17 protein-coding genes and 1 pseudogene are annotated in these 24,028 nt (G+C 65.5%); 12 read left to right on the top strand and 6 right to left on the bottom strand.

Annotation, left to right across the window (positions count from 1 at the left end; genetic code table 11):
* Nucleotides 1–149 precede the first annotated feature (149 nt).
* The 5 genes from glgX to ASE69_RS19500 are packed head-to-tail and all read left to right on the top strand — an operon-like array spanning nt 150 to nt 8,623.
* The gene (gene glgX, locus ASE69_RS19520; protein WP_056490423.1) at nt 150–2,252 is read left to right on the top strand and encodes a glycogen debranching protein GlgX; all 2,103 of its coding nucleotides are present in this window, start codon (nt 150–152) and stop codon (nt 2,250–2,252) included.
* Complete coding sequence (gene treZ / locus ASE69_RS19515; RefSeq protein WP_056490420.1) at nt 2,249–3,955, top strand: malto-oligosyltrehalose trehalohydrolase; 1,707 nt, start codon at nt 2,249–2,251, stop codon at nt 3,953–3,955. The genes glgX and treZ overlap by 4 nt, the downstream gene beginning before the upstream one ends.
* The gene (gene malQ, locus ASE69_RS19510; protein ID WP_056490417.1) at nt 3,952–5,928 is read left to right on the top strand and encodes a 4-alpha-glucanotransferase; all 1,977 of its coding nucleotides are present in this window, start codon (nt 3,952–3,954) and stop codon (nt 5,926–5,928) included. The genes treZ and malQ overlap by 4 nt, the downstream gene beginning before the upstream one ends.
* On the top strand, nt 5,925–8,375 hold the full coding sequence (gene treY, locus ASE69_RS19505) for a malto-oligosyltrehalose synthase (protein ID WP_056490415.1): 2,451 nt from the start codon (nt 5,925–5,927) through the stop codon (nt 8,373–8,375). Before malQ ends, treY begins: the two co-directional genes overlap by 4 nt.
* A 41-nt stretch (nt 8,376–8,416) precedes the next feature.
* Nucleotides 8,417–8,623: a TOBE domain-containing protein gene (locus tag ASE69_RS19500; protein WP_056063255.1), complete on the top strand. Its 207-nt coding sequence runs from the start codon at nt 8,417–8,419 to the stop codon at nt 8,621–8,623.
* A 47-nt stretch (nt 8,624–8,670) separates the two neighbouring features.
* Here the strand turns inward: ASE69_RS19500 and ASE69_RS19495 are convergent, their stop codons facing one another.
* The 4 genes and pseudogenes from ASE69_RS19495 to ASE69_RS19485 all read right to left on the bottom strand — a co-directional run bounded on the left by ASE69_RS19495 (nt 8,671) and on the right by ASE69_RS19485 (nt 14,884).
* Nucleotides 8,671–10,833: a TonB-dependent receptor gene (locus ASE69_RS19495; protein WP_056490413.1), complete on the bottom strand. Its 2,163-nt coding sequence runs from the start codon at nt 10,831–10,833 to the stop codon at nt 8,671–8,673.
* A 269-nt stretch (nt 10,834–11,102) separates the two neighbouring features.
* Nucleotides 11,103–13,178 (bottom strand): PAS domain-containing protein, encoded by a 2,076-nt coding sequence (locus ASE69_RS19490; RefSeq protein WP_414883510.1) that lies wholly within the window; start codon nt 13,176–13,178, stop codon nt 11,103–11,105.
* Nucleotides 13,179–13,247: 69 nt separating this feature from the next.
* Nucleotides 13,248–14,009 (bottom strand): annotated as a pseudogene (locus tag ASE69_RS23520) (PAS domain-containing protein); the annotation flags it as partial.
* Between the two features lie 92 nt (nt 14,010–14,101).
* Nucleotides 14,102–14,884, bottom strand: a complete 783-nt coding sequence (locus tag ASE69_RS19485; protein ID WP_056490407.1) for an N-formylglutamate amidohydrolase — start codon at nt 14,882–14,884, stop codon at nt 14,102–14,104.
* Here ASE69_RS19485 and ASE69_RS19480 point away from each other — a divergent pair.
* The 3 genes from ASE69_RS19480 (at nt 14,883) to ASE69_RS19470 (ending at nt 17,097) form a co-directional block, all read left to right on the top strand.
* Nucleotides 14,883–15,818 carry a transglutaminase family protein gene (locus tag ASE69_RS19480; protein ID WP_321163591.1) on the top strand — a complete coding sequence of 312 codons (936 nt, stop codon included), beginning with the start codon at nt 14,883–14,885 and terminating at the stop codon, nt 15,816–15,818. The genes ASE69_RS19485 and ASE69_RS19480 overlap by 2 nt on opposite strands.
* 14 nt (nt 15,819–15,832) lie before the next feature.
* Entirely contained in the window at nt 15,833–16,660 is an 828-nt protein-coding gene (locus ASE69_RS19475) for a transglutaminase-like domain-containing protein (RefSeq protein ID WP_056490401.1), read from the top strand.
* Between the two features lie 101 nt (nt 16,661–16,761).
* On the top strand, nt 16,762–17,097 hold the full coding sequence (locus ASE69_RS19470) for a hypothetical protein (RefSeq protein WP_056063484.1): 336 nt from the start codon (nt 16,762–16,764) through the stop codon (nt 17,095–17,097).
* 142 nt (nt 17,098–17,239) lie between these two features.
* Here ASE69_RS19470 and ASE69_RS19465 read toward each other — a convergent pair whose 3' ends face one another.
* Nucleotides 17,240–17,968 (bottom strand): Crp/Fnr family transcriptional regulator, encoded by a 729-nt coding sequence (locus tag ASE69_RS19465; RefSeq protein ID WP_162236896.1) that lies wholly within the window; start codon nt 17,966–17,968, stop codon nt 17,240–17,242.
* 118 nt (nt 17,969–18,086) lie between these two features.
* Nucleotides 18,087–18,800, bottom strand: coding sequence for an arylesterase (locus tag ASE69_RS19460; protein ID WP_156362424.1), 714 nt, complete (start codon nt 18,798–18,800; stop codon nt 18,087–18,089).
* A 25-nt stretch (nt 18,801–18,825) separates the two neighbouring features.
* On the opposite strand from ASE69_RS19460, the gene ASE69_RS19455 reads away from it, so the two are divergent.
* From ASE69_RS19455 to ASE69_RS19440, 4 genes are all read left to right on the top strand, one after another.
* Entirely contained in the window at nt 18,826–19,524 is a 699-nt protein-coding gene (locus tag ASE69_RS19455; protein ID WP_056490396.1) for an ABC transporter ATP-binding protein, read from the top strand.
* A complete protein-coding gene (locus ASE69_RS19450; protein ID WP_056490393.1) occupies nt 19,521–22,019 on the top strand; it encodes an ABC transporter permease in 2,499 nt (832 codons plus the stop codon). The genes ASE69_RS19455 and ASE69_RS19450 overlap by 4 nt, the downstream gene beginning before the upstream one ends.
* Before the next feature lie 107 nt (nt 22,020–22,126).
* Nucleotides 22,127–23,272, top strand: coding sequence for a YihY/virulence factor BrkB family protein (locus ASE69_RS19445; RefSeq protein ID WP_082453259.1), 1,146 nt, complete (start codon nt 22,127–22,129; stop codon nt 23,270–23,272).
* A complete protein-coding gene (locus tag ASE69_RS19440) occupies nt 23,272–23,661 on the top strand; it encodes a reverse transcriptase-like protein (protein WP_056490390.1) in 390 nt (129 codons plus the stop codon). Before ASE69_RS19445 ends, ASE69_RS19440 begins: the two co-directional genes overlap by 1 nt.
* Nucleotides 23,662–24,028: the final 367 nt, after the last annotated feature.

Below are 24,028 nucleotides of genomic sequence, written 5' to 3'. Positions count from 1 at the left end.
CATGTCCTTGATACGTAGAAGAGTGCCGCGAAAACTCGCTGCTGCCTGCGGAACATAGGAACGGGCGGGCGGGTTTCACGGCAAGGAATGCTGCACCGCGATAAAGTCGTGCCCGCAGCGATGATTACGACACGAAGAGGGTCCTCGCATTGCATCTACTGCCCGACACGCTCGACGCCGGCTCGGCCTATCCCCTCGGCGCGTCGTTCGACGGCCTCGGCGTCAACTTCGCGGTCTATTCCGCCAATGCCGAGAAGATCGAACTCTGCGTCTATGACGAGACCGGCCGCCGCGAGCTGAAGCGCTATCCGCTCCCCGAATGGACCGACGAGGTCTGGCACGGCTACCTCCCCGATGCGCAACCCGGCCTCGTCTACGGCTATCGCGCGCACGGCCGGTACGCGCCCGAGGAAGGCCACCGCTTCAACCCGAACAAGCTGCTGCTCGATCCCTACGCCAAGCAGATGATCGGCGAACTCCGCTGGACCGACGCGATGTACGGCTATCAGGTGAAGTCGCCGCGCGCGGACCTGAGCTTCGACAAGCGCGACAGCGCGCTGACGATGCCGAAGGGTGTCGTGACCGACAGTCATTTCGACTGGTCGCGCGACGTACGCCCGAACACGCCGTGGTCCGAGACGGTGATCTACGAGGCGCATACCAAGGGCCTGACCAAGCTGTTCGAGGAGGTCCAGCCCTCCGAGCGCGGCACCTTCGCGGCGCTCGGCAATCCCAAGGTCATCGATCACCTCAAGCGCCTCGGCGTCACCGCGATCGAGCTGCTGCCGATCCACACCTATATCCAGGACCGCTTCCTCCAGGAGAAGGGTCTGCGCAATTACTGGGGCTACAACACCCTCAACTTCTTCACGCCCGAGCGATCGTTCTTCGCGACCGACAGCCACGACGAACTCCGCCGCTCGATCCGCCGCCTCCACGCCGCCGGGATCGAGGTGATCCTTGATGTCGTCTACAACCACACGTGCGAAGGCTCCGAACAAGGGCCGACGCTCTCCTGGCGCGGGCTCGACAACGCGAGCTATTACCGCCTCGTCAAGGACGACCCCCGCTATTCGATCAACGACACCGGCACCGGCAACACGCTGAACCTGACAAAAGCCCGCGTAATCCAGATGGTCGCGGACTCGCTCCGCTACTGGGCGACCAGCTTCGGCATCGACGGCTTCCGCTTCGATCTCGGGCTGACGCTGGGCCGGACGGACACCGGCTTCGATCCCGGCGCAGGGTTCTTCGACGTGCTCCGCCAGGATCCCGTGCTCGGGAGGCTGAAGCTCATCACCGAGCCGTGGGACATCGGCCCCGGCGGCTACCAGCTCGGCAACTTCCCCCCCGGTTTCGCCGAGTGGAACGACAAGTACCGCGACACCGTGCGGAAGTTCTGGCGTGGCGATCACGCCCAGCGCGCCGATCTTGCCGCGCGCCTGACCGGCTCCGCCGACCTGTTCGACCGCCGCGCACGCCGCCCCTGGGCGAGCGTCAACCTGCTCGGTGCGCACGACGGCTACACGCTCGCCGACACCGTCGCCTACGAGGAGCGCCACAACGAGGCGAACGGTGAAGACAACAACGACGGCCACTCGAACAACTGCTCGCGCAACTGGGGCGTCGAAGGCCCGACCGAAGACCCGGCGATCCTCGAGACCCGGTCGCGCGTGATGCGCTCGATGCTGACCACGCTGTTCGCCTCGCTCGGGACGCCGATGCTGGTCGCGGGCGACGAGTTCGGCCGCACGCAGAACGGCAACAACAACGCGTATTGCCAGGACAACGAGATCAGCTGGCTCGACTGGAACAAGGCCAAGTCCCCCGAGGGCGACGCGCTGATCGACTTCACCGCGCGCCTGATCGCGCTGCGCCGCGACTACCCGATGCTCCGCGCCGGCAACTTCCTCTACGGTGAGGACACGCCGGCCGAGGGCCTCAAGGACATCGAATGGTGGGACGAGCGCGGCCTGCAACTGACCTCTGAAGATTGGGAGAACACCAACGGCCGCGCGCTGGTGATGCGCCGCGCCTGCGAGCAGGAGTCGGGTGAGGTGCAGGTCATCTCGTTGCTGCTCAACGCGTCGGAAGGCCCGCTGACCTTCCATATGCCGCCGCCAGCAGAGGTCGAGCGCACCGTGTTGATCGACAGCAGCAAGCCGGAGCAGAGCGCGACCTTGATCAAGGACAGCTACGAACTGCCGCAACAGGGCGCGGCATTGCTGTCTTGGACGATCGCAGCAGCATGACCTGGGGACCGACGCTTTCCGAGGACGGGACGGTCTTCCGCCTTTGGGCACCCGACCGCAACGAAGTGACCCTGGAGATCGCGGACGGCGACGCGGTCCCTATGACCCGCGACCCGGAGGGGTGGTTCAGCGCGAAAGCCCCCGTCAATCCCGGCACCCGTTACCGGTTCAAGCTTGCCGACGATCTGACGGTCCCAGACCCGGCCTCGCGATTCCAACACGGCGGCGTCCACGGCTGGAGCGTCGTCGTCGATCCTGACGCCTACACGTGGAGCACCTTGGACTGGCGCGGCCGGCCGTGGGAAGAGATGGTCATCCAGGAGGTCCATGTCGGCACGCTCGGCGGCTTCGCGAGCGTCGCGGACCACCTCCCGGCGATCGCCGAACTCGGCATCACGGGAATCGAACTCATGCCCGTCAACGCGTTCGGCGGCACCCGCAGCTGGGGCTATGACGGCGTGCTGCCCTACGCCCCCGCCGAAAGCTATGGCACCCCCGACGAGTTGAAAGCGTTGGTCGACCGCGCTCATGAACTCGGCTTGGCCGTGTTTCTCGACGTGGTCTACAATCACTTCGGCCCCGACGGAAACTACCTCGGCGCCTATGCGAAGGGTTTCTTCCACCCCGAAGTCGACACGCCCTGGGGTGGTGCGGTCGCGGTCGACCAGGCGCCGGTTCACCGCTATTTCGTCGATAACGCGCTGATGTGGCTGAACGAGTACAAGTTCGACGGCCTCCGTTTCGACGCGGTCCACGCGATCGAGAACGACGCGTTCCTAGACGCGATGGCCGCCGAACTGCGCGCAAAGACCGCCGGCCGCCACGTCCACCTCGTCCTCGAGAACGAAGGCAACGACGCCGATCGCCTCCATCCCGCCGCGTTCGACGCACAGTGGAACGACGACTTTCACAACGTCCTCCACGTTCTGCTCACCGGCGAGACTAGCGCCTATTACGCCGACTTCGCCGATCGCCCCGCAGAGCGCCTCGCGCGCTGCTTGGGCGAAGGCTTCATCTACCAGGGCGAAGGCTCCCCCAACCATGACGGTAAGCCGCGCGGCAAGCCCAGCGCGCATTTGTCTCCGACCGCGTTCGTGGCGTTCCTCCAGAACCACGACCAGATCGGCAACCGCGCGATGGGCGAACGCCTGACGCTGCTCGCCGACCGCCGAAAGCTCCGCGCCGCTACCGTACTGCTGCTGCTGGGTCCACAGATCCCCTTGCTCTTCATCGGCGACGAGCATGGGAGCGAAAGCCCGTTCCTGTTCTTCACCGACTTTCACGACGAGCTAGCGGACGCGGTGCGCGAAGGCCGACGCAAGGAATTCGCCAAGTTCGCCGCCTTCGCCGATCCCGAAGCGCGCGAGGCAATCCCCGACCCAAACGCGCATGAAACCTTCCTCCAATCGCGCGCGCATCCCGGCGCCGATGCGGCCGAGTGGCAGGACCTGTACCGCACCCTGCTCAAGATCCGCCACGAGCAGATCATCCCCCGCCTGCGCGACACGACCGCGACCGGCGCCGAAGCGATCGGCAAGGGGGCGGTCGTTGCGCGCTGGAAAATGGGTGACGGTGCAATCCTGACAATTGCGCTCAACCTCGGCGACGATGTCGTTGATTTTCCCGCAATAGAGGCTTCGCCGATCTTCGCCGATGGCGGACCTGGGGAGGCTGCCAGCGTGGCAGTCTGGCTGGATCGATGAGCAGCCTCCGGACACTCGCTGTTGCGGCCGGCCTGCAACCCGAATGGCAGGACGCAGCGGGTCGTCGCCAGACCGTCACCGACGGTGCGTTACAGGCGATCCTGGACTGCCTGGGCCATCCATCAAAAAGCGAAAAGCAGATTGCCGAAAGCCTCGCCGCGATCGAAGCGCGAGATGCGCGAGGCGTCCGCTTCTTGTCTGTCGATGTGGGAGACCCGATCCGGCTGACATCGAAAGTATCAGGCAGAGCCGAGCTTACGTTCGAAGACGGTACGACGCGCTCTGTCACGGTCGATAACGGCGAATTGAGTCCGATAAGCAAAAGCGGCTACCACATGCTTGAAATCGATGACAAAGTCATCGACCTGCTCGTGGCGCCGTGCCGCTGCTACACGATCGCCGATGCGCTACCTCGCCGCAAACTCTGGGCGCCCGCCGTCCAGATCCCGAGCCTCCGCACCGACGTGCCGAAGGCGTTCGGCGACTTCGTTTCGCTAGCCGACGCCGCCCGAGCCTTCGGCCAGTGCGGCGCCGATGCCCTCGCGATCAGCCCCACCCACGCGCTGTTCCCCGCCGACGCCAGCCGGTACAGCCCCTACGCACCCTCGAGCCGGCAATTCCTCAACGCGCTGTACGGTGACCCGGCCGCATTCGGTGCAAAGTCCGACGGCCGCGACTTTCCCGAACTGATCGACTGGAACGCCGCAATCCCCGAAAAGCTCGCGCGACTACGCAAGAGCTTCGACCAAGTGCTTTCACCGATTGAAGAAACGCTGACAGCGTTCAGGCGGCAAGGTGGCGACGACCTCGAACGCCATTCCGAGTTCGACGCCCTCCACGCGCACTTCTGCGCGACCACGGGCGCGCGCGGCTGGCAGCAATGGCCCGTCGAATATCGCGATCCCACAAGCCCTACCGTCCGCCGCTTCGTCGCGGAGCATGCGAACGACGTCACGTTCTACATCTTCCTCCAATGGCTAGCCCGGCGCGACCTCGACGCCGCGCAGACGGCCGCCAAGGACGCCGGCATGGCGATCGGTCTCATCGCCGATCTCGCCGTCGGCATGGACCCCGGCGGCAGCCACGGCTGGAGCCGGCGCAGCGACTTGCTCACCGGCCTGTCGATCGGCGCGCCACCCGACCCGCTGGGGCCGGACGGTCAAAGCTGGGGCATCACTGGCTTCGACCCGCAAGCGCTCCGTGACACCGCCTTCGCCCCCTTCATCGCGACCATCCGCGCTGCGCTCGCCCATGCCGGTGGCATCCGCATCGACCACGCGTTCGGCCTTCGTCGCCTCTGGGTCGTTCCCGAAGGCGCGTCTGCCGCTGAGGGCGCGTACCTCGACATGCCGTTCGAAGACCAGATGCGGATCGTCGCGATGGAATCGCAGCGTGCCAAGGCGATCGTCATCGGCGAAGACCTCGGCACCGTCCCCGATGGCTTCCGCGAGGCGATGGACGCGCGCGCCATGCTCGGCATGCGCGTCCTCTGGTTCGAGCGCGACGCGGACGGCTTCGTGCCTCCCGCCAAATGGTCGCGCGACGCGGTGGCGATGACCGGTACGCACGACCTTGCCACCGTCGCAGGCTGGTGGAGCGGCCGCGATATCGACTGGACATGGGACCTCGGACGCAAATCCGACGCTGCCGACAAACCAACGGACCTTGCCGCTCGCGCCGAAGACCGCGTCGCGCTCTGGTCTGCATTCGACACCGGCACCGAACAGCCAACCCCCGAAGACACCGACCAAGTTGTCGACGCCGCCATCGCGCACGTCGCCAGCACGCCCTGCGCGCTCGCCATTATCCCGATCGAGGATCTCGCCGGACTGGTCGAGCAACCCAACCTCCCCGGCACGATCGACGAACACCCCAACTGGCGCCGCCGCATGCCCGACACGACCGACGCGCTGCTCGCCCGCCCCGAAATCGCCGCCCGCATCGACACGCTCAACGCCACGAGACCCGCATGATCCCGCCTACAACGCCGCGCGCAACCTACCGCTTCCAGTTCCACAAGGACTTCACCTTCGCCGACGCCGAAGCGCTGGTGCCGTATCTCGACGACCTCGGGATCAGCCACCTCTACGCCTCGCCGATCACCACCGCGCGAAGCGGGTCCACCCACGGCTACGACGTCGTCGATCCGACCCGGATCAATCCCGAACTTGGCGGCGAAGAGTCGTTCCGCAGTCTCGTCGCAGCGCTTCGCGCGCGCGACATGGGCGTCATCATCGACATTGTTCCAAACCATATGGGCGTTGCCGGAGGTGAGAATGCGTGGTGGAACAACGTTCTAACACACGGCGAAGACAGCGAATTCGCGCGCTACTTCGATATCGACTGGCGCGAGAAACTCGTCCTCCCGATCCTCGGCGATCCGCTCGCCGAGACGCTCGCGAGCGGCGCGTTGAAGCTGGAAAAGGTCGACAGCGGCTACGTCCTCAAAGCGTACGGCGAACATCGCCTGCCTATCCGCGACGAGGACCAAGCAACCGCAACGACCGAAGAACTCGCATCGCTGATCGACCGCCAGCACTACCGCCTTGCCTCATGGCGCGTGGCGAACGACGAACTCAATTGGCGGCGGTTCTTCACGATCAACGACCTCGCCGGCCTTCGCGCGGAAGACCCGGCCGTGTTCGACGCCACCCACGCCCTCTATTTCCGCCTCTACGCAGAGGGCCTGATCGACGGCGTCCGCGTCGATCACGTCGACGGCCTGACCGACCCGGCCGGCTATTGCCAGCAACTCCGGGCGCGTCTCGACGCGATCGAACGTCCCGCGGATGCACCGGCTGGACTTTCTTACATCGTCATCGAGAAGATCCTCGCCGACGGCGAACCGCTCAACACCGACTGGGGCGTCGACGGCACCAGCGGGTACGATTTCATGGAGCAGGTCACCGCCTTGCTCCACGCACCCGCCGGGGCAGAACCGCTCGCCGAACTCTGGGCTGACATAAGCGGCCGCTCCGCCGACTTCGCGCCCGAGGAACTGCGCGCGCGGCAGGATTTGCTCGCGTGGCAGTTCGATGCGCAGCACCGCCGTTGCGTCGAGGCGTTCGTGGCGCTGGCCCGCTCGACACCAGACTGCGATGGGTTGACGAGGGGCATGCTCCGCCGCGCGATCGAGCGGCTGCTCTGGGTCTTCCCGGTGTATCGAACCTATGGAACGGGCGAGGGGGCGCCCCTCGCAGACGCCAGGATCCGCGACACCGTCCGACAGCGGGTTGCCGAGTTCGTCCCGCCCGGCGAAAGCGCGGTCGTCGACCGGATCCTGGGTTGGTTGGCAGGCGAGGGGCCAGGCGACGTCGCACTCGCCGCCGAAGCGGTGCGCAAATTCCAGCAACTTTCGGCACCGATCGCCGCCAAGGCGGTCGAGGACACCGCGTTCTATCGCTATGGCCGCCTGCTTTCGCGCAACGACGTCGGGTTCGACGCGGCGCGTATCTCGCTCGATATCGACGCCTTCCACGCCGCGATGATCGAGCGCGCTCGCGACTGGCCGTCCGCCATGCTTGCCACCGCGACGCATGATCACAAGCGCGGCGAAGACGTCCGCGCGCGGCTGGCGGTGCTCAGCGAGATACCCGATCTCTGGCGTTCGCGTGTGGAGCATTGGCGCGAACTGGCTGCACCGTATGCGGGCGGCGTTGATCCCGCCGACACCTATATGCTCCTCCAGACGCTGTTCGGGGCATGGCCGGCGGACCTCAAGGTGTCGGATGCCGAGGGACTTTCGGACTATGCCGAGCGGATCGTCGCCTGGCAGGAAAAGGCGTTGCGCGAAGCCAAGCTCCGGTCGTCCTGGGAGGCGCCGGACGAGGCGTACGAGACCCGCTGTCACGATCTGGCGCGGGCCTCACTCGATCCCGAACGGTCGACGGACTTTATTGAGGACATGACGGCATTCGTCGATCGGATCGCGCCCGCCGCAGAGCAGAACAGCCTCGCGCAGGTTGTGTTGCGCTATACCGTGCCGGGCGTGCCGGATCTGTATCAGGGTACCGAGATCGCCGATCTGAGCCTAGTCGATCCGGATAACCGGCGGCCGGTCGATTATGCCGTCCTGCGCGATACGCTGTGGGCTGGCGGTGCACCCAAAATGCGGTCGATCAAGCATCTGCTGGATCTCCGGCGGAAGCATCCTGCGCTGTTCTCGAACGGTAGCTACGCGCCGATCGCCGTCACCGGGGAGCGCCGCGACCATGTCATGGCGTTCCAGCGGGAGCATGAGGGCGCGACGCTTCGCTGCACCATCGCATTGCGGTGTGCCGAGCGGTATCTCGACGGGATGACGGCGGCCGACTGGTGGGGCGATACCGCGTTGTCGTCTGGCGAGCGGATCCTCGAACTGCTCGGCGAGGATGGCGTGCGGGTCGATCTCATGGCATCGGATCCAGCGCTGGCAGCGTGACCAAGACGCTGCCGGGGAACGGTTTCAGAAGGAACAGAACGATGAAGATCAGCGCACGCAACCAGATTTCCGGCACCATCGTCTCGATCACGCCGGGTGCGGTCAACGGTTCGATCAAGGTCGACATCGGCGGTGGCAACGTCGTCACCGCGAACATCACAGAGGAAGCGATCGCCGACCTCGCACTTGCGACCGGCGATACCGTGACCGTCCTGATCAAGGCGAGCGATGTCCTGATCGGCAAGTGATCGCATACCGGCCGTTCCCGCTTCGATGCGGGAACGGCCAATAGGGGTTACAGCCCGAAGCGCAACGTAGCGCGGAAATCGCGGCCGGCGAGCGGTGCGAAGTCCTTGAGGAAGCTCGTTGCGCGGCGTGCGTTCACATCGAACAGATTGTTCGCGCTCAGCAACAGCGTCGTCTTCGAATCCTTGCCGAACGGGCTGAGACCGATCGAGGCGTTAACCATCGTGTACTCGTTGGTCTTCGTCTCGAACGCGGCGATGCGGTTCTGGTCGAACACGTGCTCGACCTCGACGCGGCCGTTGATCCGGTCGCCCTGCGCCTCGATACCGCCCAGCACGCGCATCGGCGGAATGCGTGGGACGGGGCCTTGGTCGACGATGTTGGCGTGGACGTAGTCGCCGAGCACGTCGGCATTGACCGCATAGCCGCCGATCTGTGCGACCTTCACCGACGCATCAGCCTCGAACCCGTAATAGCGCGCATCGGCCTGCTGGTACTGGAAGCAGGGCAGGTCGACGGTGCGGCCCGAGTGATCGGCCGCCGCCTGGCAGACGGTCGACGCGACCTGGTTCTCCGAGATGTAGTTCGAGAACCAGTTGTAATAGGCCGATGCGTCGAAGCTGAAGCCGTCGCCATGTGCGTGCAGCGTGCCTTCGAGACCCCATGACTTCTCGAGCCGGAAGTTCGGATTGCCGAGTTCGTACGCCTGCGTGCCGGCGTGGGCGCCGTTCGCGAACAATTCTTCCGCCGATGGCGCACGCTCGGTGCGCGAGCCGTTCAGGCCGACGCGGATGCTGTCGGTCAGCGCGTAGGATGCGCCAAGCGAACCCGAGACCGAATGATAGCTCTGGCTGCCGCGGAAGAAGCGCAGGTCGTCCTCGGGCGTGCGCGCGGCGAGATCGGTGATCTCGTAGCGGACGCCACCCTCGGCGTGGAACTTGCCGGACTCGTATTGCTGGAGCGTGAAGAGGCCCGTCTGGTTGGTCTCGTTCTTCGGCAGGAAGGCCTCGTCGCCGACCACGTTGAAGATGCGGTTGTAGAACTGCACGCCCGATGCGCCCTGCCAGCCGCCGCGGTTCGCCTGGACGACTTCGAGACGACCTTCGAGGCCCTTGTTATAGAAGGCGGTGCCGACGGAGTTGTCCTCCTCGAGTTCGAAATGGCGATAGCTGGCCTGGCCGGCGCGAACGCGGATCTTGCTGATGAAATCGCCGCCGGTGTCGATCTCGCCGCGCAGGTCGACGCGGTTCTGGACGACGTCGAGGCGCGGCGCTTCCTGCTCCTGGCCAGGCTGCGTGGCGTAGCGGATCGGCACGCCGTAGAGGCTGTCGTAGTGGCTGTACGAGATGCCGAGATTGCCGTTGTCGGTAATGATCGACGCGCCGGCACCAGCGGTCCAGGTTTCGGCCTGCGTGTTGGGGAGCTTGCCCTTCAACTGCGCCGATGCGGCATAATCGATCGGGTCGGCTTCGTTGGGATCGACGGGGAGGGCGGCGGTGGCCTGCGCCTGGGCGCGGGCATCGCGCGAGAGGATGTAGCCGCCAGTGCGCAGGTCGCCCGACTTGAGGTACGAGCCATCGGCGTGAAGGACGAGGTGCTGGCCCACTGCGACGTCGCCGGCCATGCCGCCGGAACGCTCATTGGCGGCCGAACCGTAATTGGCGATGCCGTTCACGCGGTAGCCGTTCTCGGGCACCGTGCGCGGGATGCGGGTGTCTATGACGTTGACGACGCCGCCGACGGCCGACGTGCCATAGAGCAGCGCGCTGGGGCCGCGGAGGATTTCGATGCGCTCGGCGAGCAGCGGGTCGATGATGACGGCGTGGTCGACCGAGGTGTTCGAGACGTCGATCGAGCCGATCCCGTCTGTCAGCACTCGGATACGGTCGCCCTGGAAGCCGCGGAGGATCGGGCGTGAGGCGCTCGGGCCGAACGAACTGGCCGACACGCCGGGCTGGCGGGCGAGCGTCTCGCCGATCGACGGGCGCAGCTGGCGGGTGAGTTCCTGACCGGTCAGGACGGTGGTGCCTTGCAGAACGTCGCGCTCGCTGGTCTGTATCGGCGCGGTGACGATGATGTCGCGCTGGTTGGTCGAGCCCACCGATGTGGGAGTCGGGGCAGGGGCCGGAGCATCCGTGGCGACGGTTTGCGCATGCGCCTGCGAGGAGAGGAGCGCAGCCAGGGCGGTGGCGCCGAACAGCATCGTCTTCATGAAATTCCCTTGTGTCGTCCCTGTACGACAAATCGGGTAGATTTGATGATACATCATATCAAGTGACAATGTTGCCATGAATGCGAATGGCGTCGCGACTGTTACCGCGATGCAACATGGTTTGAGGTTCTACGGGGGATCAAAACATCCGACGTTATCCTGACGAAAGTCAGGATCCAGCGCCACGATTGGCGGCGCCCGTTGCTCTGGATGCTGACTTTCGTCAGGATGACGGAGTGGGGGAGGATCCGACTCCACACGCCGCCCCATCATCCCGCAACGATCAGATCCTTGATGCGCGTGGCCAGGGCTTCCATCGCGAACGGCTTTGTCATGACATGCATGCCGGGATCGAGATGACCGTTGCCGACGACCGCATTCTCCGCATAGCCGGTGATGAAGAGGATCTTGAGGTCCGGCCGCCCGATCCGCGCCGCGTCGGCCATCTGTCGCCCGTTCATGCCGCCGGGAAGGCCGACGTCGGTGACCAGCAGGTCGATGCGAATGTCGGACTGGAGCAGTTTGAGCCCTGATGCCCCGTCTGCCGCTTCGATCGCCGCGTAGCCAAGCTCCTCGAGCACCTCCATCACCAGCATTCGGACGGTCGGTTCGTCGTCGACCACGAGCACCGTTTCGCCGGCGTTCGCACGCGGGGCTTCGGCGTGTCCGGCGACGGTCTCGGTATCCTCGGCTTCACCGAAATGCCGCGGGAGGTAGATGCAGACGTTGGTGCCCTCGCCGACCTCCGAGTAGATCCGGACATGCCCGCCGGATTGCCGGGCAAAGCCGTAGATCATTGACAGGCCGAGGCCCGTGCCGAGCCCGAGCGGCTTGGTCGTGAAGAACGGATCGAACGCTTTGGCGATCACCTCCGGGGTCATGCCCGTGCCGGTATCGGACACGCATAGCGACACATATTGTCCGGCGTCGAGTTCGCGCTCGCGCGCCGTCCTCGCATCGATCCAGCGATTGGCAGTCTCGATCGTCAGTCGCCCGCCACCCGGCATCGCGTCGCGGGCGTTAATGCACAGGTTGAGTAGCGCGTTCTCCAACTGGTGAGGATCGACCAAGGTCGCCCACAACCCGACCGAGGCGACGACCTCGACCTCGACTTCGGGACCGACCGTGCGCCGGACCATATCCTCGATTCCCCCGACCAGTCGGTTGACGTCGGTCGGCTTGGGATCGAGTGTCTGTCGCCGTGAGAAAGCAAGCAACCGGTGGGTCAACGCCGCCGCACGCTTTGCAGCTCCTTGCGCGGCCAGCGAATAGCGTTCGACATCGTTCAGCCGCCCCTGGGCTATCCGTATGCCGAGCAGTTCCAAGCTGCCGGTAATGCCGGTCAGCAAATTATTGAAATCATGTGCGATCCCGCCGGTAAGCTGGCCAACGGCCTCCATCTTTTGGCTCTGCCGCAACGCTTCCTCGGCCACCATGAGTTCGCGCGTCCGGGTCGCAACCTGATCCTCCAGCGTCTCGTTCCAGCGCGCGAGTTCGGCCGTTTGGCGGCGGCTGTCGTCGATGTCGGTGTTGGTCCCGACCCAGCGAAGAATCGTGCCGTCGGGCGCTCGGACCGCGTCCGCACGAACCAGGAACCAGCGATAGTCGCCATCCTTGCTCCGCGCCCTATACTCGACGCTGTACCGCTCACCGGTTGCAAGAGAATGCCGCCAAGCTTCGGAGGCAGCTGGGTAATCGTCGGGATGGACGCGGTCCCTCCAGGTGCCGATACCGTCGAGCGCACCGGGTTCGAGGCCGTTATAGTCATAGACCTGGCGGTTGAACCAATAGAGATGCCCGTCAGGCCTGGCCGCCCAGATCTGGTTCGGCACGGCTTCGGCGAAGACCCGGAACTGTTCCTCGCTCTCGCGCCGCGCGGTTTCCGCACGCAGCCGTTCGGTGGCGGCCCGGACTCGCTCGGCAACTTCCCGCATGAGGACAAGGTCATCGTCGCTCCACACCCGCGCAACGGCGTGGTTGGCGTAGAGCAACGCGACGAAATCATCCTGTTCGAGGAGCGGCATGTTGACGAACGACCACGCGTCGATCGCCTTCAAAACATCGGCGGTGTCGCGCGTCCGGTCGTCCTTGTCGACATCGGCGATCGCCACCGTTCGTCCGGCCTTGAGGTCCTCAATGTATGTTCCGTGCGCCCGGAAATGCAGCGTGCCGGCGAGCGTCGTGACGCCGTTGGCGTTCCAGTCGCGCTTGACCGTGATCGTCTCGTTCACCTTGTCGATGGTGCCATAGCCTACCCGGCTGACCTGCCAGGCGCGGCCCAGGATCGCGGAGGCGGCATAGGCGATCTCGTCGGGTTCGGTCAGATCGCGGATCGCGTCGCTCAACTCGAGCAGCGCGCGCTGTCGCAATTCGGCCTGCTTGCGCTCAGTGATGTCGAAGCTGATGCCGGGGAAGCGGAGCGGCGTACCATCGGCGGCCAACCGACAGCGACCTTGCGCGGTCACCCAATGGATTGCGCCGTCGGGCTGTACGAGACGGTATTCCGCATTGAAATCGCCTCCAGTCCGTAAGGCCGTGTCGATTGCGGACTGCGCGGCTTGCACATCGTCGGGATGGATGTTGCCGAAGAAGCGCGCGATCGGCGCACCGGCGCGTCCAAGCTCGGGGGAGACGCCGTACAACGTCGAGAACCGCTCGTCGGCGGTGACGCGGTCGTTCGGAACGTCCCAGTCCCATGTGCCGATGCCGTTGCCAGCAGCCAGCGCCTGGCCGAGCCGTTCCTCGCTGGCTTGCGCCGCGGTGAGGATGTTGCGGCGCTCGGAGATATCGGTGAACAATACCGCGACCTGCCGGGCTTCGGGGTTGCCGACGCGGAAGGCGTGGACGTCGAACCACCGTCCCATCTGCTCCGAGCCATGATCGAACCGTGCGGATTGGCCGGTCGACGCCACGCGGCCATAGGTCTCGAACCAGAAGGCTTCGAGATCGGGGACCAGTTCACTCGCAGTCCTGCCGACCGGATCGACCAGCCCGGTCTGGCTCTCGAACCGCGGATTGACCTCGATAAAGCGGTAATCGACGGGGCGTTCGCCGTCGAACAGCAGGTCTATGATGCAGAAACCGGCGTCGATCGCGTCGACCAAGGCGCGGTATCGGTCCTCGCTCGCATGCGACGAAACAGGGGTATCGGTGGTCGGGGCCGTCGGTCGCTGCATCGTATCTCAGGGGTCGGAGGACGCGACCTCATAATCCAAGGCCTGCGGCCTAACGCGCCAATTTGAAAACCGATCCCGGTTCGGGCGCTGGTTCAAGCTACGCAGGTGCGTGCCGCGGCCACCGGCAGCAGCCGCGCCAGCCGATCCGCCCACGCCGCGCACTCTTCCGTCGAGCCCAGCAAATCCTGCCGGATCTCGATCTCCGCATAGGGGCGGGCGGGGTAGGCGTGGCGCGGAATGGTGTAGTCGATCTGGTCCATGCGGTAAGGTTCGTTGTCGCCGACGGTCAGGTCGGCCTCTTCGCGCAGGACGTCGAGCAGGGCGTGCGCAAATCCGGTATCGCCGCCGTCATGCAGGATGCCGATCTGCCATGGCCGGGCCATGCCGCGCATCGACGGCGTGAAGCTGTGCAACGCGACGAGTGTCGTCGTGATCCCCAGAGCGTCGCGGCGGGCGAGTTCGACCGCGATCGCCGCCTGATAAGGCTCGTGGATCTCCGCGAACCGGGCGGTGACGTCGGCGTCCGACAGCGCCTGGTTGCCGGGCACCATGGTCCCGTCGCTGACGGCGGCGATCGCATCGGGCTGCTGCGCGCTACGGTTGCAGTCGATCACCAGCCGCGAATAGGTCTGGCGGAGGAAGACCGCGTCGAGCCGCTCGGCCAACAGCAGGCCAAGCTCGGCGATGCCGATGTCCCAGCCGATGTGCCGCGAGAGTTCGGCATCGCTCAACCCCAGCGAGCCGAGCGCGGCCGGCACGGCTTTCCCTGCATGATCGCCGATCAGCAGGAACGATGACGCACCTTCGGGGTTGACCAATGTGACCGGTGCGGCATCTCCGGTCCCAAGCAGCGATTGGCTGATAGCGGTCTTCATGCGACACGGATCCTCGATGCCATCTCTAACTCTCTCTCATGTAACCCGATACTCCTACCGCCATCCGGTAGCGTTTGGCGAGCATCGGATCATGGTTCGCCCGCGCGAGAGCTTCGACCAGCATCTGATCGATGCGCAGCTGACGATCAGTCCAGAGCCTTCGGACGTCCGCTGGCTACAGGACGTGTTCGGCAATTCGGTCGCGATCGCGACGTTCGACAAGCGCGCGAAGGAGCTCGTCTTCGACAGCCGCGTGCAGTTGCTGCACACGCCGGCCGAACTGCAGAACGTCGATATCGAGCGGTATGCGCGGCTGTATCCGTTCACGTATTCGTCGGAGGAGATGCCCGACCTGCTTCGTTCGATCGAGCGTCAGCATCACGATCCGCTGCGCCAGATCGACAGCTGGGCACGGCGCTTCGTGCGGACCGACGGGCCGACCGACACGCTGGCGATGCTGTCGGACATGACCGCGACGATCCGGCGCGAGTTCACCTATGTCCCGCGACCGGAAAAGGGCACGCAGTCGCCGATCGAGACGCTCGCGACGCGCAAGGGGACGTGTCGCGATTATGCCGTGCTGATGATCGAGGCGGTCCGCGCGCTCGGCTTCGCGGCCCGATTCATCTCGGGCTATGTCTACAACCCCAGCGCGCGAGAACAGCGGACCGGCGGCGGCAACACGCATGCCTGGGTCCGCGTGTACCTGCCGGGATCGGGCTGGGTCGAGTTCGATCCGACCAACGGGATCGTCGGCAACCGCGGGCTCGTCCGCGTCGCGGTCGCGCGCGACATCTACCAGGCCGTGCCGATCTCCGGCACCTGGAGCGGCTTTCCCGGCAGCTTTCTCGATATGACCGTGTCGGTCGACATCACGCTCGATGATGCCGACGCTGCGGGGCAACACTCGGCACAAACTTTAAAACAGGCGTGAAAAGGGGCTCTTCCATGCTGATCCGGACTGGCTACGACATAGTTTTCGAGACCGAGGTCGCGACGCCGATGATGGCGATGCTGAGCCTGCACCCGTCCCGCAACAAGGATCTCGTGACGCCGCACCGGATCGTTGCGACCCCCGACGTGCCGACCTACGATTACCTCGACGCGTTCGGAAACGTCTGCACGCGCGTCACTGTGCCGAAGGGCGGCCTGACGCTGTCGTGCGACTTCACGATCGAAGACAGCGGCGAGCCAGATCCGATCACGCCGGACGCCGTCCAGCACGCAGTCGAGGATCTGCCCGACGACGTCCTGATCTACCTGCTCGGCAGCCGCTATTGCGAGACCGACCGGCTGACCGAGACCGCCTGGTCGCTGTTCGGGCATGTCCCGGCCGGCTGGCTGCGGGTTCAGGCGATCGTCGATTTCGTCCATGATCATGTCGAGTTCGGCTATCACTATGCCCGCCCGACGAAGACCGCGTGGGACGTTCATCAGGAGCGCCAGGGCGTATGCCGCGACTTCGCGCATCTGGCGATCACGCTGTGCCGGTGCATGAACATCCCCGCGCGCTATTGCACCGGGTATCTCGGCGATATCGGCATCCCGCCGGTCGACGCGCCGATGGATTTCTCGGCATGGTTCGACGTGTATCTGGGCGGGACGTGGCACACCTTCGACGCGCGCCACAACCGGCCGCGGATCGGCCGCATCCTGATGGCGCGGGGCCGCGATGCAACCGACACTGCGCTGACGACGACGTTCGGTCGGGCGCAGTTGGTAAGGTTCGACGTGCATACCGACGAAGTCTTTGCCGACGACCAGCCCAGCGGGTAAAAGCGCAGCCGAAGCGGTGGCCGCGAAAACTTAACCCTTGTGGGTAAGGTCGCGTTCGGCCTAACGGCACCGATCCTCAAACTTATGCTGCGATGCACAACATGACTTCGACCCCAGACACCTCCGCGCCGAACAACGCGAACGCGCTGCTTCTCCAGGCGATCGCGTTGCGCAAGTGCATCACCGCGACCTACAACCGGATGGTTTGCACGCTTGCGCCGCACATCCTCTACACCAAGCACGACGATGTGTTCGTCGATGCGGTGACGCTCGAGCGTGACGGCCAGCCACCCAAGGAGATCAAGCTCGGGACGTTCAAGCTCGCCGGGCTGAAGGATATCGAGGTGACGGATCGTCCGTTCGTACCCGATGCGATCTTCAACCCTGGCGATATCAAGTACGACCGCGTCACGCTGTTCGTCGTGGATCGCAGCTGACCCTAAAATCCTCGTCCGCCCGGGGGAGGTGTCGCCGAAGGTGAAGGAGGGGGAGGACACGGAGCAGAGGTGGTCGCCATCCTCCCCCTCCGTCTGGCAAGGGCCAGCCACCTCCCCCTAGCGGGGGAGGATTGGGACGACCTCAAACCGCTGGCGGCAACCACGCGGTTTCGATCTCGCCGTAGCGGTCTGTAAACCCGGTCGCGGCGACCAGCGCCGCTTCGTCGACGATCCGGACCCGCCGCCCGTTCCGCTCGATCACGCCCGCCTTCTCGAGCGCACGGATCGTTCGGTTCACATGCACCTTGGTCAGCCCGAGCGCGTCGCCGATATCGGTCTGCGTCAGCGGTAGGTCGAAGGAATCGACGATCCCGCCCGCCGTCACGCGCAGCCGCGCCATGATGTCGAGCAGCAGCGTCGACAGCCGTTCGCTCGCCCCCATCCGTCCGATCGTCGTCAGCCGGTCGCTCATCGCGACGTTCTCGGCGGCGGCGATCGCATAGAGCAGCCCGGCGATCCGCGGTTGCGCGCGGAAGAGCAGCCCGAGTTCGGTCTTCGGCAGATCGATCACAATGCAGTCCGAGATAGCGGTCAGCGTCGCGGCTGCCTGCGACCACGCCATGCTCGACGTTCCGATCAGGTCGCCCGCGTAATGAAACCGCAGAATCTGGCGCCCGCCGGTGACCAGCTTGGTCGACGAGTGCAGCCACCCCTGTCGTACGACATACAGCGCGTGGCTTTCGCCACCTTCTGCGACGAGCACGTCACCCGCACGCAACCGCCGCTCGCCGCGTTCGGCGTGCAGGATCGCCTCGCGTTCGGCGTCGGTGAGATCGAGATGCCGCCCCAGTCGTGCGATCAAACCGCTCAATTGCATGCTTTACCCTTTTCCTTGCGCGCGGCTATTGCCGTCCCGCCGCCAAATTATCGCACCGCGCGTCGTGGATCGCGCGATCCTTCGTAAGTCTATCGATGACGATGCAATGCCGTCATCGCGACCGTCCTAACGCGCTTTCCACCAGTGGCGCAACGCGGGCGGTGATCCGGTCGACGCCGGTCCGGTTGGGATGAACGTGATCCGCCTGCATCAGTGCGGCGTTACCGATGACGCCATCCAGGATGAACGGGTACAGCGTCACATGATAGGTCTTGGCCAAGTCGGTCCATATCCCGTTGAACTGTAAGGAATACTCCGGACCCAGATTAGGCGGCGCCATCATGCCGGTCAGCATCACCGGGATGCCGCGACGCTTCGCCTCGTCCATCATCGCCGTCATATTGGCGCGCGTCTCGGCCGGCGAAATCTGGCGAAGAACATCGTTGCCGCCCAAGCCCAGCAGGATGAGGTCTGGTTTGCGCTTCATGTTGTCGAGCGCGAACGCGAACCGCTGCCGTCCCGCCGCGCTGGTATCGCCCGAGACGCCGGCATTGACGATCGTCGCGTTGATCCCGTCCTTGCGCAATCGGTTCTGCAAGGCATCGGGCAGGCTCTGGCCGCGGTCGAGGCCGTAGCCGGCATACAGGCTGTCCCCGAAGGCTAGGATCAGGCGCTCGGGACCCTGCGGGGCTGGGGTCGCAACAACCGGCGCGACCACGTTCGTCGCAGGCGGCGGGGCAGGGACTTCGGGTGTCCGATCGCAGCCGGCCAGCAACCCCGCTTGGAGAAGCGCCAGTCCGCCCCCATAAAGAGGCCAGAATCGCATCTGTTTCTCCAAGATATTGGTCTCCATGTCCGAACCTGCTTCCGCCGATATGGTGATCTCGGCGCGCGATGTCACGCTGACACTCGGCGCCTCGACTGCCGCGACGACGATCCTCAAGGGCATCGATCTCGACATCGCGCAGGGCACCAGCGTCGCGCTGCTCGGGCCATCCGGATCGGGCAAGTCGTCGCTGATGGCGGTGCTCTCTGGACTCGAGCGCGCGACGAGCGGCCAGGTTCGGGTGGCGGGGCTCGATTTCGGCACGCTCGACGAGGATGCTTTGGCGCGCGCGCGGCGTGGGCGGATCGGGATCGTCCTTCAGGCCTTCCACCTGCTCCCGACGATGACCGCGCTCGAGAACGTCGCCGTGCCGATGGAACTGGCCGGGATGTCCGACGCATTCGAGCGCGCGGAAGTGGAGCTTGCCGCGGTCGGTCTCTCGCACCGGATCGGCCATTATCCCACGCAGCTTTCCGGCGGCGAGCAGCAGCGTGTGGCGATCGCCCGTGCGCTCGGCCCACGGCCAGCGCTGGTCTTCGGCGACGAACCGACCGGCAATCTTGACGCCGCCACCGGTGCCTCGGTCATGGACCTCCTCTTCGACCGCCGCGCCGCGACCGGTGCTACGTTGATCATCATCACCCATGACCCCGTGCTCGCCGCGCGTTGCGATCGCATCGTCGAACTCGCCGACGGCCGGATCGCCGCGGATCGCTTGCGGTGAGCGAATGGCGGCTGGCGTGGCGGCTTGCCCGTCGCGAACTCGACCTTCGGTTTCGCGGGTTGCGGCTTCTGCTCGCCTGCCTATTCCTCGGCGTCGGTGCGCTGGCCGCGATCGGCAGCCTGACGCAGTCGATCGACGGCGAACTCGCGGCCCGCGGTAGCGCGATCCTCGGCGGCGACATCGAGTTCGGCACCTCGCAGCGCGCCGCCACGCCTGACGAGCGCGCGGCGATGGGACGGCTCGGCACGGTGTCCGAAACCGTGCGGATGCAGGCGACCGCGATCCGCGGCACCACCAGCGTGCCGGTCCAGCTCAAGGGCGTCGACGCGGTCTACCCGCTCTACGGAACGCTGGCCGTACAGGGCGGGTCGGTCGCGAAGGTCGACGACCCCGAGGCGATCTGGATCTTCCCCGCCCTGGCACAGCGGCTCGGCATCGGCCGCGGCGCGCGCATACGGCTTGGGATCGCGGACTTCACCGTCGCTGGCGTGATCGCGAACGAACCGGACCGGCTCGGCGAGGGCTTTACGCTCGGCCCCGTCGCGATCGTCTCGATGGCAGGCATCGCGCGCACCGGTCTCGTCCAGCCCGGCAGCCTGTACGAGAGCAAATATCGCGTGCGCCTGTCGCCCAGTGCCTCGCCGACGACCGCGGTCGATCGGTTCAAGGCGGCATTCCCGACCGGCGGCTGGGAAACCAAGACGCGCGACCGTGCCGCGCCCGGTGCCGAACGCTTCGTCGACCGTATGGGGCAGTTCCTGCTGCTGGTCGGGCTGTCCGCGTTGGTTATCGCCGGGATCGGCGTCGGCAACGGCGTGTCCTCCTATCTCGCCGCCCGCCGGAGCAGCATCGCGGCCTTGAAGGTGCTCGGCGCGACGTCCGGCCTCATCGCGAAGATCTACCTTCTTGAAGTCGCCGTCGTCGCCGCGATGGGGATCGTTGCCGGTCTGGTTGCAGGCGCCGCCACAGTGCCGCTGATCGTGTGGCTAGCAGGCGACGTCCTGCCGGTCGCGCCGCAATTCTCGCTTCAGTTCGCGCCGCTCGCGCTTGCCACTGCCTATGGCATGCTGATCGCGCTCGCCTTCACCGCACCTCCTCTGATCGAGGCAGGCAGCATTCCCGCGGCGGGCCTGTTGCGCGGCGTGTTCGGTAATCGTGCCGTGCCGCTGCGCCGGACCTTGCCGTGGGTCCTCGGTGCAGGCGCCGCGATCGTCGCACTCGCGCTGTCGACCGCGGACCAGCCCGGTCTCAGCGCGGGGTTCCTCGCGGCGGTGGCCGGCGTATTGCTGGTTTTGGCGGGGTTCGGCTGGGCCGTACGCCGGATCGCCGCCGCGCTTCCCCGCTCGCGCAAGCCGTTGCTCCGCCTCGCCATTGCCGGACTCCACCGCCCTGGGGCGCGTACCGGTACGTTGGTCGTTGCGCTCGGTCTTGGCCTGACGCTGTTCGTGCTGCTCGCCGGTATTCGCACGAGCATCGATGCGAACATCGTGCTGACCGTACCCAAGCGCGCACCGGCGCTGTTCGCGCTAGACGTGCCGCCTGACCGCGAGGCGGAGTTCCGCCGGACCATCGAAGGCGTGGCGACCCACCCGGTCATCCGCACAGTGCCGGCGATGCGCGGCACGATCACCGGCTACGGCACCACGCGCGTTGCCGATCTCAAGACGCTGCCCGATGGCGCATGGGCGCTGCGCGGCGAACGCGGGCTGACCTACGCCGCGACCTTGCCCGAGGGCAGCGAACTCACCGCCGGTCGGTGGTGGCCGCGTGACTATACGGGTCAGCCGCTGGTCTCGATCGACGAGCGCCTGGCCAAGGTGCTCGACCTCAAGATCGGTGATCCGCTCACCTACACTCTGCTCGGCGTCGAGCGGACCGCGCACATCGCGTCGTTCCGCCGGATCAGCTGGGATACGCTCGGCTTCAATTTCGTGATGGTGTTCTCGCCCAACGCAATCGAGGATGCCCCGCATAATCTCGCGGCGACGATCGAGCTCGCACCGGGGCAGGAAGCGCCCGTCATGCGCGCGTTGCTGCCGCGCTTTCCGTCGGTCTCGGTGATCGAGGTTCGCGGCGTTCTAGGCCAGGTTCGCGACATCGTCTCGCAGATGGCGACCGCGATCACCGCGGCGGCGTCGGTGGCGATCCTCGCGGGGATCGCGGTGTTGATCGGCGCGATCGCCGCGGCGCGAGAGGCGCGCACCTATGACGGCGTGATCCTGCGCACGCTCGGCGCGACCCGGCGGCAGGTGCTCGCGGTACAGGCGCTCGAATACGCGTTCCTCAGCATCGTGCTGTCGGTACTCGCGTTACTGCTCGGGCTCGGTGGTGCCTGGTATGTCGTCACGCAGCTCTTCAGTTTCGAATGGCGCCCGGATTACGCGACTGTGTTGGTGACATTACTCGGCGGGGCGGGGCTGACGATGGTGATCGGGTTGATCGGTGCGTGGCCCATTCTCGGCGCTCGGCCCGCACAGGCTTTGCGGCAACTCTGAGGGTCCGTTTGCGTCCGTGCAGCGTTGGGCCGCAATATACCGAAGGGGGCAAGACGCTGAGCACGCACGAAACACCATCCGAGCATCAGGCCACCAGCCCCTGGTCGATGTCGGCACGCGAATGGTGGAAGGTCCTGAAGCGTACCTGGGCCGAGGGGAACGACGACAATATCGGTCTGATCGCGGCGGGTACCGCATTCTACGGGTTCGCTGCGATCGTCCCGCTGCTCGCGTCGGTCGTGTTGATCTACGGTCTGGTCGCCGACACCGCGACGGTGGTCGCGAACATCCGCGCGCTGTTCAACGTCCTTCCCGAAGATGCGGCAAGGGTAATCGGCGACCAACTCGCGACGGTCGTCAACACGTCGGAAGGCAAGAAGGGTTTCGGCCTCCTCATCGCGCTGGGCATCGCCTTGTACGGCGGCACGAAGGGCGCATCGTCGATCGTCACCGCGCTCAACATCGCCTATGAAGAGAAGGAAACCCGCGGGTTCATCGCGCTGAACCTGCTTGCCTTCGCGATCACCGGTGGTGCCGTGATGCTCGCTTTGGTCGCCGCCCTCTCGACCGCGGCGTTCGCGCTGCTCGATAGCCTGATACCCGGCGCGCCAGAGATCCTGCTCCTGGCGATCCGCCTCGTGAGTTACGGTGTGCTCGCGTCGCTGGGCGTCACGGCGGCGGCCTGCTTGTATCGCTTCGGTCCCGATCGTCACAAAGCCAAATGGGCGTGGCTGACCCCGGGATCGCTGGCAGCGACTGTCATCTGGCTCGGTGCGACAATAGGGTTCGGCGTCTACGTGTCGCGCTTCGGGAATTACGGTGCGACCTATGGCTCGCTCAGCGCGGTCATCGTCCTGCTGACATGGCTGTGGCTCTCTGCTTATGTGTTCCTGCTCGGCGCAGAGCTGAATTCGGAACTTGAACACCAGACGACGAGCGATACGACGACCGGCGGGGCCACTCCCATGGGAACGCGAGGCGCGACCGTGGCTGACACGGTTGCTACAGACATTGATCCGAAGTCAATCGTTCAGCCTGCAGAGCCGGACAGGGCAGGGGTCTTGGCCGTTGCCCATTTGGGGGGCGTGCATGCAGGCTTGCCCGCGTCGCTTCTGGCGCTGGGCGGTCTGCGATCGATCCGTCGTGGTTCGCCAGTCGCTGGCCTTGGCATGATCGCGATCGGCGCCGCGCTGGCACACAGGAAGCGTAACCCATCGAGTAAAGCAACGACGAAGGTGCGAGCGAAGGCCTGATGACATACGGGCAGTCGACCAAGCTGTTCTTCGATGGCGGATGCCGGCCAAACCCTGGCCCGTTCGAATGTGCTGTCGTCCGCAAGGGCGTTACCCACTACCGGCACGATCTGGGTGAGGGCACAAACAGCGACGCCGAATGGCTAGCCGCGATCCATGCGTTGGAGATCGCTCACCTAGAAGGCGATCGCGACATCACGCTGCTAGGCGATTCTACCCTGGTCGTGACCCAAGCCAGCGGTAAGGCGCGGTGCCGGTCGGCAGACTTGGAAGCGCACCTGAGTAGGTTCGCGGCACTGGCCGAACATTTTGACCGCGTCCGTATCCGGCATATCGGTCGAGCCCAGAACCTTGCCGGCATTGCGCTTACCCGGCTGCATCCTCGCTAAGGTCGACGGAGGGCTTGCTCAGGCGCGCGACACTGGTTTTTCCAAAAACTGACCTCAAACTGTAAAAAAGCGTTTGACGGTATCGGGAGGTGGCCCTAGAGGGGTGTCACCGCAGCGAACGGCCACACGGTCTGGGGCACTGGCCGAACATTTTGACCGCGTCCGTATCCGGCATATCGGTCGAGCCCAGAACCTTGCCGGCATTGCGCTTACCCGGCTGCATCCTCGCTAAGGTCGACGGAGGGCTTGCTCAGGCGCGCGACACTGGTTTTTCCAAAAACTGACCTCAAACTGTAAAAAAGCGTTTGACGGTATCGGGAGGTGGCCCTAGAGGGGTGTCACCGCAGCGAACGGCCACACGGTCTGG

The sequence above is a fragment of the Sphingomonas sp. Leaf208 genome, assembly GCF_001421415.1.
Taxonomy (GTDB): Bacteria; Pseudomonadota; Alphaproteobacteria; order Sphingomonadales; family Sphingomonadaceae; genus Sphingomonas.
The sequence above is the reverse complement of the archived record's forward strand: the minus strand, read 5'-3'. Positions and strand labels throughout refer to the sequence as shown.

Bases quoted from the DNA above. Each gene is read 5' to 3' on its own strand.
- treZ (WP_056490420.1), top strand. From the start codon at position 2,249: ATGACCTGGGGACCGACGCTTTCCGAGGACGGGACGGTCTTCCGCCTT.
- malQ (WP_056490417.1), top strand. From the start codon at position 3,952: ATGAGCAGCCTCCGGACACTCGCTGTTGCGGCCGGCCTGCAACCCGAA.
- treY (WP_056490415.1), top strand. From the start codon at position 5,925: ATGATCCCGCCTACAACGCCGCGCGCAACCTACCGCTTCCAGTTCCAC.
- ASE69_RS19500 (WP_056063255.1), top strand. From the start codon at position 8,417: ATGAAGATCAGCGCACGCAACCAGATTTCCGGCACCATCGTCTCGATC.
- ASE69_RS19495 (WP_056490413.1), bottom strand. From the start codon at position 10,833: ATGAAGACGATGCTGTTCGGCGCCACCGCCCTGGCTGCGCTCCTCTCC.
- ASE69_RS19480 (WP_321163591.1), top strand. From the start codon at position 14,883: ATGCGACACGGATCCTCGATGCCATCTCTAACTCTCTCTCATGTAACC.
- ASE69_RS19485 (WP_056490407.1), bottom strand. From the start codon at position 14,884: ATGAAGACCGCTATCAGCCAATCGCTGCTTGGGACCGGAGATGCCGCA.
- ASE69_RS19475 (WP_056490401.1), top strand. From the start codon at position 15,833: ATGCTGATCCGGACTGGCTACGACATAGTTTTCGAGACCGAGGTCGCG.
- ASE69_RS19470 (WP_056063484.1), top strand. From the start codon at position 16,762: ATGACTTCGACCCCAGACACCTCCGCGCCGAACAACGCGAACGCGCTG.
- ASE69_RS19460 (WP_156362424.1), bottom strand. From the start codon at position 18,800: ATGCGATTCTGGCCTCTTTATGGGGGCGGACTGGCGCTTCTCCAAGCG.
- ASE69_RS19455 (WP_056490396.1), top strand. From the start codon at position 18,826: ATGTCCGAACCTGCTTCCGCCGATATGGTGATCTCGGCGCGCGATGTC.
- ASE69_RS19445 (WP_082453259.1), top strand. From the start codon at position 22,127: ATGTCGGCACGCGAATGGTGGAAGGTCCTGAAGCGTACCTGGGCCGAG.
- ASE69_RS19440 (WP_056490390.1), top strand. From the start codon at position 23,272: ATGACATACGGGCAGTCGACCAAGCTGTTCTTCGATGGCGGATGCCGG.